At 32.3% G+C, this 14,193-nt stretch carries 13 protein-coding genes and 1 other RNA gene; all 14 read right to left on the minus strand.

The genetic code is table 11. The features are described 5' to 3' along the window. Positions 1–81 precede the first annotated feature (81 nt). Positions 82–663: a DUF3793 family protein gene (locus M9426_RS00640; RefSeq protein ID WP_250342131.1), complete on the minus strand. Its 582-nt coding sequence runs from the start codon at positions 661–663 to the stop codon at positions 82–84. Continuing rightward, the gene (locus tag M9426_RS00645) at positions 663–1,091 is read right to left on the minus strand and encodes a flavodoxin (protein ID WP_005957640.1); all 429 of its coding nucleotides are present in this window, start codon (positions 1,089–1,091) and stop codon (positions 663–665) included. The genes M9426_RS00640 and M9426_RS00645 overlap by 1 nt, the downstream gene beginning before the upstream one ends. A gap of 255 nt (positions 1,092–1,346) precedes the next feature. Continuing rightward, positions 1,347–2,543: a dicarboxylate/amino acid:cation symporter gene (locus tag M9426_RS00650; RefSeq protein WP_250342132.1), complete on the minus strand. Its 1,197-nt coding sequence runs from the start codon at positions 2,541–2,543 to the stop codon at positions 1,347–1,349. A 238-nt stretch (positions 2,544–2,781) separates the two neighbouring features. Beyond that, positions 2,782–3,912, minus strand: a complete 1,131-nt coding sequence (locus tag M9426_RS00655) for a C40 family peptidase (protein ID WP_250342133.1) — start codon at positions 3,910–3,912, stop codon at positions 2,782–2,784. 168 nt (positions 3,913–4,080) lie between these two features. After that, positions 4,081–4,404: RNase P RNA component class A (gene rnpB / locus M9426_RS00660), an RNA gene on the minus strand. A 25-nt stretch (positions 4,405–4,429) separates the two neighbouring features. After that, positions 4,430–5,206: a Nif3-like dinuclear metal center hexameric protein gene (locus M9426_RS00665; RefSeq protein ID WP_250342134.1), complete on the minus strand. Its 777-nt coding sequence runs from the start codon at positions 5,204–5,206 to the stop codon at positions 4,430–4,432. After that, positions 5,190–5,882 carry a tRNA (adenine(22)-N(1))-methyltransferase gene (locus M9426_RS00670; protein WP_250342135.1) on the minus strand — a complete coding sequence of 231 codons (693 nt, stop codon included), beginning with the start codon at positions 5,880–5,882 and terminating at the stop codon, positions 5,190–5,192. The genes M9426_RS00665 and M9426_RS00670 overlap by 17 nt, the downstream gene beginning before the upstream one ends. Further along, a complete protein-coding gene (rpoD, locus tag M9426_RS00675) occupies positions 5,879–6,967 on the minus strand; it encodes an RNA polymerase sigma factor RpoD (protein WP_060800312.1) in 1,089 nt (362 codons plus the stop codon). The genes M9426_RS00670 and rpoD overlap by 4 nt, the downstream gene beginning before the upstream one ends. Next, positions 6,960–8,750 carry a DNA primase gene (gene dnaG, locus M9426_RS00680; RefSeq protein WP_250342136.1) on the minus strand — a complete coding sequence of 597 codons (1,791 nt, stop codon included), beginning with the start codon at positions 8,748–8,750 and terminating at the stop codon, positions 6,960–6,962. The genes rpoD and dnaG overlap by 8 nt, the downstream gene beginning before the upstream one ends. Beyond that, the gene (locus M9426_RS00685; protein ID WP_250342137.1) at positions 8,751–9,764 is read right to left on the minus strand and encodes a deoxyguanosinetriphosphate triphosphohydrolase; all 1,014 of its coding nucleotides are present in this window, start codon (positions 9,762–9,764) and stop codon (positions 8,751–8,753) included. A gap of 4 nt (positions 9,765–9,768) precedes the next feature. Continuing rightward, positions 9,769–10,590 carry a pyruvate, water dikinase regulatory protein gene (locus tag M9426_RS00690; protein ID WP_005957583.1) on the minus strand — a complete coding sequence of 274 codons (822 nt, stop codon included), beginning with the start codon at positions 10,588–10,590 and terminating at the stop codon, positions 9,769–9,771. An 8-nt stretch (positions 10,591–10,598) separates the two neighbouring features. After that, positions 10,599–11,228 carry a transcriptional regulator CcpN gene (gene ccpN / locus M9426_RS00695; RefSeq protein WP_195444153.1) on the minus strand — a complete coding sequence of 210 codons (630 nt, stop codon included), beginning with the start codon at positions 11,226–11,228 and terminating at the stop codon, positions 10,599–10,601. Positions 11,229–11,240: 12 nt separating this feature from the next. Continuing rightward, positions 11,241–13,310, minus strand: coding sequence for a glycine--tRNA ligase subunit beta (glyS, locus tag M9426_RS00700; RefSeq protein ID WP_250342138.1), 2,070 nt, complete (start codon positions 13,308–13,310; stop codon positions 11,241–11,243). Beyond that, on the minus strand, positions 13,303–14,187 hold the full coding sequence (locus M9426_RS00705) for a glycine--tRNA ligase subunit alpha (protein WP_250342139.1): 885 nt from the start codon (positions 14,185–14,187) through the stop codon (positions 13,303–13,305). The genes glyS and M9426_RS00705 overlap by 8 nt, the downstream gene beginning before the upstream one ends. Positions 14,188–14,193 lie beyond the last annotated feature (6 nt).

Genomic DNA, 14,193 nt, shown 5'->3' on the forward strand with positions numbered 1-14,193 from the left:
AAGCTAGTTAGCTCAGTCCTCTTGGATTGAAATATGGTATAGAGTTTTATTATTAATATTAATTAGGAAATTTTCATATTATCAAAGGCGTTGTAAAATATTTTTCATTTCAATAACCTTTACTTCATCAAACCTCTTAAAGGCTTCCAGGGATGATTTTTCATTGTTAAAGCACTTCCAGTAGCCAGTGCACTTACATGCTTTTTTGTCCCTATGTTTAAAATCTATTACATCTTTTAGGGGGTAACCTAAAAATATTCCTATTTCATCAGGACATGTTTCAGTAAATCTTTCCCTCAACAAATTTAAATAATCACCTGTAGTTAGACACGATTCATAACCATGAGAATTTAAGAAGTCTTTAATCTTAACTTGAGATAGTTTCCTTTCAAGTCTCTCATTTTTAAAGAAATATACTAAGACAGAGTCTTCCCCTTCTTTTAACTCAAAAAAATCAAGTCCTAAGGCATCCTTTAATATAAATTTGTTCTTCATCCAATAATCTTTTAAGGGTCTTTTGGCATTTCTCAGATTCATCATAGTCCCTAGCTTTAAATTATTATTAGTTGGTGCAACTGTTGACTTAATAAGAGCCAGAATATAATCAAAGTCCTTAAAATTATTGATGTAAGATAAAAATTCAATTAGAACCCTGTCATACATTATGACCTCGCAAGATCCTTTCCTAAAGCTTCACATTCTTCTAAAGCATCTTGATCTGGGTTGTCATATGCTGCAAAACCATCTGCAAGAAGTTTTGCACCAGTTCCTTCAACTTCTTCTTGCCATAGTCTCATCCATTCTCCATCTGCCCATTCATATGAACCGAATAAAACTACGTTTTTGCCAGAAAGAAGAGGATTTACTTTATCCATAAAAGGTCTCATTTCAGTTTCTTCTAATTCTTCAGATCCCATTGCTGGACAACCAAATGCTAGCCTATCAACATCTTTTACATCATCTTCAGTAGCAGATCCAACTTGAATTAATTTAACTTCAGCGCCTTCGCCTTCAGCTCCCCTAACTAGGGCTTCTGCCATTCTTTCTGTGTTACCTGTTCCTGACCAGTATATTACATTTACTTTTTTCATTTTTACTTCCTCCTAAAATATATTTGATATCTTTTATCAATTAAATATATTTTAATATATTTTTAGAAGCTAAAATTATGTAGATTATTGTAATTTTTTAAAAAATTTTATGTAACAACAATTGATTTACATAAAATTATCTGAAATTTTACTGGAAAATAAGTTTATTTAATTAGTTCTTCATATAAGCTAACAAATTTTTTCTCAATCAAAAAACCAGGCTTATAAATCAGCCTGGTTTTTAATTTCTCAAATTTATTTATTTGCAATACTTTCTTTATTTCTTCCAGGCACCTTATCAAAAATACCTGTTACCATTAATGCAACTGCCCCATCTGTTGTTACGTTGCAAGCAGTACCAAAGCTGTCTTGCAATGCAAAAATTGAAAGCATAAGAGCTGTTCCTGTGTCGTTAAATCCTAAGACTGATGTAATTAGCCCTAGAGATGCTACAACTGTTCCTCCAGGCACTCCTGGAGCTGCTATGGCAAAGATTCCTAACAAAAGTATAAATACAATCATGTTAGCAGTTTCTGGAAGCTGACCAGTTAAAATTTGTGAAACTGTCATTACGAAGAATACTTCTGTCAGCACAGAACCACAAAGATGAGTATTGGAACATAGTGGAATCCCAAAGTCCCTTATCTTTGGATCAAGTGTAGAAGACTTTCTTGCACATTCTATTGCAACTGGAAGTGTTGCGGCAGAAGACATAGTTCCTACAGCTGTCAAGTAAGCTGGTAGATAGTGTTTAAATACTTCTTTAGGATTAGTTTTAGAAATTAAACCTGCAAGAGAATACATTACAGTCATCCAAATAAAGTGTCCCACAATTACAATTAATATAATCTTTAGGAATACTGGTAATTCAGAAATAATTACACCTTCATAAGATAAAACTGCAAAAGTAGTAGCAATATAAACTGGAAGAATTTTTATAACCACATTGTTTACTATTGATAATACAATCTTATTTAATTCAATAAGCATCTTTTCCCATGTTTCAGAGTTTGTAACAATTACCGCTATACCAAATAAAATTGATGTAACAAGAGCTGTCATTACTGGCATAATAGGGTCAATAGATAGTTTAAATATGGATTCTGGTATTGCGTTACCTCCACCCACATTTGAAGCTATATTAAGCTTTGGTATAATTGCTTTTCCTGCCAAAAAGGACATTGTAGCTGCTCCAACTGTAGACAAGTAACAAATTACAAGTGTAACGCTTAAGATCTTACCAGCACTTTCCTTTAGTGATACTATAGCTGGAGTAATAAATCCCAAAATTATTAGGGGTACTATGTAACCTATTAAATCACCTATAATTCTTTTAACTGAATCAATTGCAACAATCGCGCCTTCGTTGGAAATTCTACCAACAAAAATTCCTATAATAATTCCTAATATTAGTTTAAAAACTAAAGAATTAAAAAAATTATTTTTTTTCATTTCTCCTCCTTATAAAATTTATTTTTAAAATTATTACTCTTATCATTTTACCATTGAATTCCAATAAAAGTAGTAAAATTTTATTTTTTTATTTGAATAAAAAATAAATATATTTAAACTTTAATACTAAATTTTAGAATTAAGTATTAAAAAGTTTTTAGATGATCCAAAAATTTAAAATATATTCTATAAAAAATTATATAAAAAAGAGCCCTTAGGCTCTTAATTTAAAATTTAATTATAATACACGTGTTGCATTTACATATCTGTCTTGGTAGTATCCTTCAGATAAAGAAGAAGTCATAACTTTTCCTTGTCCTGATGAAGCGTGGATGAATTTTCCATCTCCAACATAAATACCAACATGACTAACGCCGCTACCTGTTGTGTTAAAGAATACTAAATCTCCTTCTTGTAAGTCAGACTTAGCTACTTGCTTTCCAAAAGTTGATTGTGTTCTAGAAGATCTTGGAATTGAAATGCCAAGTTCGTCATTATAAATTGAATAAACAAGACCTGAACAATCAAATCCAGCTTTACCAGTATCTCCATAAACATATGTAGATCCAAGTTTATTCTCTGCAGAAGAAATTACCTTTGCAGCTATTGAGGCATTTGGTCCTGCAACTTTCTTTGTTTCAAAGTTAACTTTTATAGCGTCTTTATTCTTTATAGCTTCTTGAATTTCTTTTTCGTCATTAGATACAATTGCTGCGTCCTTGTTATCTTCAACTTTTTCTATCTTAATGCCAGAAGCAATGTTAAGATCCTTAGCTGGTACATTGTAGTTAGATCCATTGTCTTCAATAACGAAGAAGCCTTCTACAAAGTCAACAACATTTACAACTTGTCTCTTATTTAAATTTAGTTTTTTCCCATTTTCATTAGTAGCTACTGTTTTGTTTTTAACTTCAACATTAGTTACATTATTTCTTTTATCAGCAATCTTTTTAAGTGCTTTTACATCAACATTACCAACAGTTCCGTCGTTACATTTAATCTTAACCTTATCGCTATCAGCTGAAACTCCAATTGCATATTCATCTATGAATAAGCTTCTGATGATTTTACCATTATCATCTAAAATTGGGCTAGCCTTTACAACCTTGTATGTTGGAACATTAACTTCTGTAAGTAATAATTTATCTTGTGGAATAGTAACCTTAGCCTTGCCCTTTTGAACAAAGTAGTCATTACCCTTTCTTTCAAGAACTTCGACTTTTTCTCCAATAGAAAAGTCTATTTCATTGCCACTGTATGTCTTTTGTACATGTTCGTTAATAAATACTCCTGTATCTTTCATGCCCACTATTGAAACTGCGCAAAGTGCAAATAGGCCTAGTGGCAATTTATTTTTAAAGGAAACCAATACTAACAACTCCTATACTCTGTATTTTAATAATAATTCTATTCTTACTATCTTGGTTACTTTTTAAGTATAGCAAAGTAATTACAAAAAAACAACAAAAAGTTACAAAATTGTTAAAATAATTTTAACTTTTTTGTAACTTTTGTTTGAATTAATATTTATTTGTATGTAGTAAGCAAATCTATAAGCCGCGTTCTGTTTTGTCAACTATCAATCTTGAATTATAGTTACCTATAATTTCTAGCAACCTACCTACCGGCAGATGCGAGCAACATCTGTTATTCCTATTTGGTTTTGCTCCGAATGGGGTTTACATAGCATCATTATCACTAATGACCTGGTGAGCTCTTACCTCGCCTTTCCAACCTTACCCTAGGGCGGTATATTTCTGTTGCACTAGCCTTGGGGTCACCCCCACTGGCCGTTAGCCAGCATCCTTGCTCTGTGGAGCGCGGACTTTCCTCACATATGTGCAGTTGACCAATTTACTTACTAGATAATCTTACCACTTAGAAGCTTAAATATCAAGCTCAAAGCTTGATGACTCTTGAATATAAAAATCTAAGTCCATAAAGTTTTCTTGAAGTTTCTTCTTAATTTTCGGAAGAATTATTCTCTCTGAACAAAAATGTCCCACATCAACTAAGATTAAATCATCTTCATAGGCTCTTTGCCCGTCGTGATACTTTATATCAGAAGTTATATAAGCATCTACTCCTACCTCTTTAGCTTGGCTAATAAAGTCTGATCCAGTTCCCCCAAGGATTGCAACTTTTTTAATATTTCTATCTTCTCTTCCATAATACTTAATTTTACAAACTTGAAGTTTCTCTTTTAATAATTTATCTAAATCTGTAAGCGTCAATTCTCTCTCAAATTCTCCAATAAGTCCCATGGGTTTTTCTTCTTCATAGGTTAATGTAGACTTATTCTTTAAATCTAATTTTTCGAATAGGGTGTCATTGACTCCATCATCTGCTACGTCCATTGAAGTATGATAAGAAAAAACGGAAATATTATTCTTTATAAGTTTTATTATGTTGTCGCCAAGATAGGTTCCTTCAATTATATTTTTTGAGCCAGAAAAAAACATTGGATGGTGGCTTATAATTAGTTTTGCATCCATCTCTAAAGCCTTATCTATAACTTTATCAGTTACATCCATGGCAAGGACTACAGAGTCAGTGTTTTCTTTAAATTCTACTTGACTACCAGAGTTGTCCCAAGAAAGTTGGTATTCATCTTTTGCCCAAGATTCCATAAAACTTTTAATTTCTTCAACTGGATATTTCATTTATTGCCTCCTCCACTTTATCTAGTAAACTATTTAATTCTTGACTTCTCTTTTTTGACCTTGGACTACCTGGATCAAAGCTTCTTATGATAGTAGTTAAATAATCTTTTTTTTCTTTTAGATATGCCAGATAAGTCTCATCTTTTTTCTCAATTAATTTTTTTGAAAAATAAAAGTCCTCTTCTTCTAATCTCTTATTTTTATAATTTGAAAATTTAGCAAGAATTATTTCAAAGTATCGATCATCTTCATAGATTATTTCTTCATCAAAAATTTCAAAACCCATATTATTTAATTCACGACGCAAGATATTAGTCTTTTGCATGGGTTGCAAAATTAGTTTTCTTGAAGACTTCGCAATGTCAATTGAATTAGCAATTATTTCTGCAATTTGAATTCCTCCAAGACCTGCAATAATTATATTGTCCCTATCTTCATTTACAATTCCATTTGCTAAAATATTTCTAATTTCATTCTCGTTCCCCAATTCTCTTGTGAGCTCTATAGATTTTTCAAGAGAATTTTTTGAGATATCTGTTGCAATAATGTTACTTGAGATTTTATTTTCGCATAAAAAATTGGGCACATATCCATGATCTGTGCCCACATCAATTACCGAAGCTCCAAAATCAACAAGTTCTGCAATTTTATTAAGCCTCTTTGATAATTTTATCATTCTAAATAATCCTTTAATTTCTTTGACCTAGATGGATGACGAAGCTTTCTAAGAGCCTTGGCCTCAATCTGTCTAATTCTTTCACGAGTAACGTCGAATTCCTTACCAACTTCTTCAAGTGTTCTAGCCCTACCATCATCAAGTCCAAACCTAAGTGTCAGAACCTTCTTTTCTCTCTCAGTTAAGGTTTCAAGAACTGTGTTAAGTTGTTCCTTTAAAAGTGTAAAGGTAGCAGCATCTTGTGGCGAAAGAATTTCATCATCTGGTATAAAGTCTCCCAAATGAGAATCTTCTTCTTCACCGATTGGAGTTTCAAGTGAAACTGGTTCTTGAGCAATCTTTTGAATTTCACGAACTCTTTCAACATCTAAATTCATTTCAGCTGCAATTTCTTCAGGAAGAGGATCACGTCCAAGGTCTTGTACTAATTGTCTTTGAACTCGCACAAGTTTATTTATAGTTTCTACCATATGGACTGGAATCCTAATAGTCCTTGCTTGGTCAGCTATAGCTCTTGTAATAGCTTGTCTTATCCACCAAGTAGCGTAAGTTGAAAACTTAAAGCCCTTTGTGTAATCAAATTTATCTACTGCCTTCATAAGTCCTAGGTTTCCTTCTTGAATTAGGTCTAAGAAGCTCATGCCTCTACCCACATATCTCTTAGCAATAGATACTACAAGTCTTAAATTGGCTTCGGCAAGCTCTTTCTTAGCCAGTTCGTCGCCTTCTTCCATTCTTTTTGCTATTTCAACTTCTTCCTCAGCAGTTAGAAGGGAAATTTTTCCAATTTCTTTAAGATACATCCTTACAGGGTCGTCTACTGTAACACCCTTAGGAACTGATAAATCCTCTTTAGTAACATCTACTTCATCGTCATCATCTTTTGAATCTTTTTTATCAACTAAGTTTATTCCTTCTTTTTCGAAGACCTTGTATAATTCATCTATATCATCAGAATCAATTTCATATTTTTCGAAGGCATCACCTATTTCTTCATAGGTAAGTTTTCCATCTTTTTTTCCATCCTTTAAAAGCTGGTCCTTTATTTCCTCAATTGATTCTTTGTTTTTTAAATTTTCACTCATAATTGCCCTCCTCTTTCAACTCGTTTAGCTTTAAATTAATTTCTTGTAATTCTTTTAAAGCCTCGAGAAGAAGATTTTTATTCTCTTCACCTTGAAGTTTTTCGATATTTTCGAGGATTTTGTTTTTTCGATCTCGGAGATAATTTCCCTCTATAGTGTTTATCAATTCATCAACTATCTTATCGTTAACATGAATGTCATTAATAATACTAAGTATGTTTTCCACGAATTCTTTATCTATTAGTCTGTTGGACTCTAGAAGTGATAGAAAGTCCCTTACTTCCATCTCTTCTTCATAAAGCCTAGGTATCTCTTCAAATACTGCCCTTGTCATTGCATTAGTAAAATAAAAAACCTCAATTTTATTCTTGATATACTTGTAAATATCATTGTCCAGTAAAGAATAAGATAATAATTCCTCTTGTGCTCTAGCCTTGTTAGATTTCACAACATTTGTATTTTTCTTTACCTTAAATTTTTCCCTATTCGCTTCCTTTAGCTTATTTCTATTTAAATAATTAATGTAATTTTCAATTGCTGTATAGGAAATATTGTATTTTCTCGAAAAGTCTTTTACAAAAATATCTCTTTCTATAGGATTTTTAATACTTGAAAGAATCTTAGCCGAATCAATGGTAAAATTGCTAAGACCTTCACTATCTTCTAAATTAAAGTTCTCTTTAAGCTTTTTTATTTTAAATTCAATATAAGATATGGCAGATTTGATTTTATTTTCGAAGCCTTCTATTCCATATTTTTTAATAAAATCATCGGGATCAAGACCTCCCTCGAGTTCTATTATTTTTGGTTTTACAGCGGCCTGTAAAAATATATCTATGGCTCTTGAAGTTGCATTGATACCTGCACTATCACTATCATAGCAAATGTAAATATCCTTTGCCATTTTCTTAATAATATTTGCCTGGTCTATAGTAAGTGAAGTGCCAAGGCTTGCTACACTATAATTTATACCACTATTGTAGAGAGAAATAACATCCATATAGCCTTCTACCAAGATTATTCTTTCTCGAGTGGATTCTCTTGAGATAATATTTATATTAAAAACATTACTTCCCTTATGAAATATTGGAGTTTCTCTTGAGTTTAAGTACTTTGGTTTTTCATCTCCAAAGGCTCTTGCTCCAAAGCCTATTATTCTATTATTCCTATTTATAATTGGAAACATAACCCTGTCGCGAAATCTATCTATATAATTACCATTTTTACTCTTTGAAATTAAATTGAGTTCTAGAAGCTCATCTTCCCTGTAACCCATTTTTGTCAAGTGATCGTAGAGATCTGTCCATGAATCCTTTGAGTAACCAATTCCATATGACCTTATAGTCTTATCACTTAGCATCCTATTTTTTAAATATAATTGCGTTTTTTGTGATGCTTCATAATTTTTTAAAAAATGAAGACCGGCTTCCCTATTAATTTCATACAATCTATTTCTTTTTTCGCGAGCTTCTTTGTTTTCATCCTTATAAACTTCTAGCCTAACATTGTACTTATCTGCTAGAAATTCTACAGCCTCTGGAAAGCTAAGATTTTCTCTTTTCATTACAAAGGTAATTACATCTCCACCTACTCCACATCCAAAACATTTAAAAATTGATTTGGAAGGGGAAACAGAAAAAGAAGGAGTTTTCTCAGAATGAAAAGGGCAGAGTCCCATATAATTGGATCCAGACCTTTTGAGATCAACATATTCTCCAATTAAATCAACAATATCTGCCCTATCTCTAATCTCATCAAGAACATTGTCATTTATTACATACAATTAAATGCTCCATCCCTTCGGTATAAAAATATTTTTTAGCTGTTTTTTAGCATAGGTATCAGTCATACCTGCAATATAATCTGACACTATATCTTCGTCACTGTGATTTCTATCATCATAAAGACTTAAATGATTTTCTGGAATTCTACTTAAGTCCTCCATATAAAAATTATAAAGCTCTGTTAGTAACCTCTTAATTTTTATCTCTTCACTTTTAACCACAGGATCCATATAAACGTTCTTAAACATATATTGTCTAAGCTCCATTGTGGCTTGATAAACTTCCTCTTCCATTTCAACAATTGGTTTTCCATAAGAGTTTTCCACTAAGGCATTAATCATTTTATTTATTCTTTGTGAAGAGGTATTGCCAAGAACATTTGTCAATTCCTTAGGTAATGAAGCTTCAGAAATAATACCTGCCCTTATAGCATCGTCAATATCATGATTTATATAGGCAATCCTATCAGCAAATTTTATAATTTTACCCTCAAGAGTTTTTGCCTTCCCACTACCTGAGTGATTTAGAATTCCATCACGAACTTCCTCTGTTAAATTCAATCCAATTCTTTTATCAGATCTTTCCAAAAAGTCTACAACTTTTAAGGACTGTTCTCCATGAATAAAACCAGTAGACTTTAATTCATTTAAAACTGCCTCACCAGAGTGACCAAAGGGAGTGTGTCCTAGGTCATGGCCAAGAGCAATAGCTTCTACTAAGTCTTCATTTAGCCTAAGAGCTCTTGCTATTGTCCTTCCTATTTGACTAACTTCTAGAGTGTGAGTGAGTCTCGTCCTAAAATGGTCTCCTTCAGGAGAAATAAAGACCTGAGTCTTATGTTTTAGTCTTCTAAAACTCTTTGAGTGGATTATCCTATCCCTATCTCTTTGAAATTCAGTCCTAATATTACATTTTTCTTCTTCTTTTTTTCTCCCCAAGCATGAATCTGCAAAAGTGGCATATTCAAAAAACATTTTATGTTCAAGTTTTTCTCTCTCAACTCGAAGATTCATCTAATCACTTCCTGGATTCCATGTGGTTAATAATAATTTCTGCAGTTTCTTCTATTGCTTTATCAGATACGTCAATAACAAAACAGCCAAGTTCTTCCATAACTTGTTTTGAATAATTTAACTCTTCTCTTATCCTATCGTAGTTTGCATACTTTGCTCCAGAAGTAAGTCCAAGAGATTTCAGTCTTTGTTCTCTTACAGAAATAATCTTTTCTGGATTTGCTGTAAGCCCTATAATCTTGTCTACATCTTTTTCATATACTTCCCTAGGAACAGGAACTTCTGGTACTAGAGGAATATTGGCAACTTTGTATAATTTATTTGCAAGATACATTGATAGAGGTGTCTTCGATGTTCTTGAAATTCCAACTAAACAGATGTCGGCTTTTTTTGCACCACGAGGATCCTTGCCATCGTCGTACTTAACTGCAAACTCAACACATTCAACTTTTTTGAAATAATTTTCATCAAGTCTCCTTATAAGTCCAGGCTCTCTTAAAGGTTCGTAACCTAGAATATCTTGTATTTGAAGAAGCGGTTCACCCATAACATCAACTGTGTGAAGCTTTAACTCGTGAGTTTTCTCTTCAATAAAATCCCTAGTTTCTTTAACAACATTTGTATAAACTATAAGACTATTTTTAATTTCAGATGCCTTTTCAAGAACTGGCTTTATTTGCTCAATACTATTGTGATAAGGATATCTAATAATTTCATAATTCTCTTTTTCAAATTGTCTTGCAGATGATTTTGCAATTAATTCTCCAGTTTCTCCAATAGAATCAGAAATTACAAAAATAGTGAGTTGATTATCGTCTTTATTCATTTCTCCTCCTATACAATCTCTTGGTCACATACATCTACAAAAAGCCTTGTAACATTGGTTTTTGTAAATCTGCCTACAACTTCTAGATCCTTTTCATTTTTTACTTTAACAACAGGAAGGGAGTCAATACCCTTTGTCACAATTAAATTGGCAGCCTTATAGACACTATCTTCAATGTTTACATAAAAGACATTGGGCATCCTTGTCATAATTACACTGACAGGGGTCTTTTTTATATCCGCATCCCCTATCATAAATCTAATTAAATCCTTTCTAGACACAATTCCTGCAAGATAACCATCTTCTGTTATAAACATAGAAGATAGATCTTCCATAAAAAGGTCCACGACTACATCATATACAGAAGTCTTTTGGTCACAAGAAAAAGGAAGGGACATATAGTCTTTTAATCTTAAACTTTTAAGGTCTTGGGATAATTGAGAAAAAATGGATTTACCTGTGTAGAAATATCCAAATTTTGGTCTTGCTCCCAAAATATTAATCATAGTGAGAACTGAAAGGTCTGACCTTATTGTAGCCCTTGATAGCCCAAGAATTTCTGCAATGTCATCGCCAGTAATAGGTCCCTTTTCTTTTACAATTTCAATTATTTCAGTCTGCCTATCGCTGAATTTCATCTACTCACCGACCTATTCTACAATATTTTCGATTTTTAATATTTTTTGAATATTTTCCTCTATCCTATTGATTAGTCCAAGTCTATTTTCTCTTATCTTATCGTCTTCAGCCATTACCATAACATTGTCAAAGAATTTATCAATTGATGGTACAAGGTCATTTAACAAGTCCATAGCTTCCATATATTTTTCTTCTGCTAGGGCTTCCTTAAAGCTTACATCAATTTCTAAATATTTCATATATAAATCTTTTTCTGCTTCTTCAACTAGTAAGTCTTCCTTTACTTCAAGTAAATCAACATTCTTAGTCAAGTTATTAATTCTATTATAGGCATCAACAAATTTGCTTCTATCTTCCTTAAACCATTCATTTAATTCCTTAGCTTTATCAAAGATATTGTGAATTTCACTTTCAGGAATTAAAACAGAATCAATGATATCATATCTTATTCCTTCATCTTGAAGCATTGTCTTAATTCTTCCTAAGAAGAAATCTCTTACATTGGCAATAACTTCCTCGTGGTTAAATGTTAGACCAAGATCATTAATATATTCGTATAAACTTGCTTCTACAGCTTCGTCTAAATTAAATTTCCAAGAATTATTTCTAATAATGTTGATTACACCAATCGCAGATCTTCTAAGTGCAAAGGGATCTGTTGACCCAGTAGGAATTTCTCCAATTGCAAAAAGCCCAGCTATAGTATCAATTTTATCAGCAAGAGAGAATATTGAACCTACACTTGATTCTGGAAGTTTATCTCCTGCAAACTTTGGAAGATATTGTTCTCTAATTGCAGTTGCAACAATTTCCTTTTCTCCAGATTTTAGAGCGTAAATTTCACCAATTACACCTTGAAGTTCTGTAAATTCAATTACCATTTTTGTAGTTAAGTCTGCTTTTGAAAGATGGGCTACTCTTTTTATTGCATCAATAGCTTCATCTGCAAAGGAAAGAGACTCTGCAATTTTATTTGCAACTACACCATCTCTCTTTTCTTTTTCAAGCATTGTTCCAAGCTTATCATGGAAAAGAACTCCATTTAAGTTTTCAACATAGTCTTCAAGTGGTTTTGAAATATCATCATCGTAGAAAAATTTAGCATCTTCTAGTCTTGCACCAAGAACTTTTTCATTTCCTGCAATAACTATATCTTCGTAATCTCTTGTACCATTTCTTACAGTAATAAAGTATGGTAAAAGTCCCCCATCTTGAGAGTAGATTGGAGTAAATCTCAAGTGGTCAATCATAGTTGTTGTTACAACTTCCTTTGGAAGACTTAGGTATTTTTCTTTAATTGAGCCCTTTATTGGAGTAGGATACTCAACGATGTAAGTAAGTTCTTCTAAAAGATCTTCATTTTCGTGAATTTCGCCACCTAATGATTTAGCAATCTTTGTGGATTCGTATTTGATGATTTCGCGTCTCTTATTTTGGTCTAAAATTACATAGTTATCTTCTAGTAATTTTTCGTAATTTTCTACCTTATCAATTTTGATTTCTGATGAACCTAAAAATCTGTGACCCTTTGTTATGTTGCTAACTTGAATTCCTTCAAAATCAAATTCAACAACTTTGTCATTTAAAAGTGAAACAACCCATCTAATTGGTCTGGCAAATCTGATGTTTTTTCCACCCCAACGCATGTTTTTTGGGAAATTAATGTCTTTAATAAGACCAGGGATTATTTCCTTTATAATTTCTGCAGAGTCTCTTCCTATTGAAGAAATGTGAGCAAACACATAGTCAGTACCCTTTACTTCTTTAATGACAATATCTTCTTCTGTGATTTTTTGAGAATTCATAAAGCCTAATAGAGGTTTTGTAGGATTTTTTTCATCATCATAGGCAATCTTAAGGGCAGGCCCCTTAACTTCCTTAGTTATATCTTTTTGTTTTTCATCTAGTCCTTCAATAATAAGACTAAGTCTTCTTGGAGTTGCATAAACTTTAACATCTTTAAATCCAAGTTCATTTTCTACTAATAATTTTTGTGATTTTTCTCTGAGTTGTTCTATTGCCATGTTGACAAATCTTGATGGTAACTCTTCAACTCCAATTTCAAGTAAATAATTATTCATCTATTTCACCTCTATTTATAAGGGGATAATTCATTTCTTCTCTGTGTTTTAAATGAGTTTTTGCTACAATTCTGGCAAGATTTCTTACTCTTTGAATGTAACTTGTTCTTTCAGAAACAGAAAGAGCTCCTCTAGCGTCTAGTAAGTTAAAGGCATGAGAACACTTAAGAGTGTAGTCATAGGCATCTATAACAATATCTTCTTCAATAGTTCTTTGAGCTTCAGCTTCATACATATCAAAAAGTTTTCTCAACATATCAATGTCAGCTATTTCAAAGGCATACTTTGAGTGCTCATATTCGTTTTTCTTAAATACTTCACCGTAAGTAATGTTTTCGTTGTACTTAATGTCATAAACTGACTCAACATTTTGAAGATACATAGCAATTCTTTCAAGTCCATAAGTAAGCTCTGCACTTTCAAGATCAAGGTTTACTCCACCTACTTGTTGGAAGTAAGTAAATTGTGTTACTTCCATTCCATCAAGCCAAACTTCCCAACCTAGACCCCATGCACCAAGTGTAGGAGACTCCCAGTTGTCTTCAACAAATCTAATATCGTGTTTTTTTGGGTCGATTCCAATTGCAAAAAGAGAATCAAGATAAAGTTGTTGGACATCTTCTGGAGATGGTTTTAAAATAACTTGCAATTGGTGATGTTGATATAGTCTATTTGGATTTTCACCATATCTACCATCTGCAGGTCTCCTTGAAGGTTCTACGTAAACTACCTTCCATTCTTCTGGTCCAAGAGACCTTAAGAATGTATTAGGATTCATAGTTCCCGCACCTTTTTCAATGTCGTAAGGTTGCATAATTATTGCTCCCTTTTCCTTCCAATAATTTTCCAATGTCATTATTAAATCTTGGAAATACATTTTTTC

This window comes from Peptoniphilus genitalis, from assembly GCF_023614525.1.
GTDB classification, from domain to species: domain Bacteria; phylum Bacillota; class Clostridia; order Tissierellales; family Peptoniphilaceae; genus Peptoniphilus_A; species Peptoniphilus_A genitalis.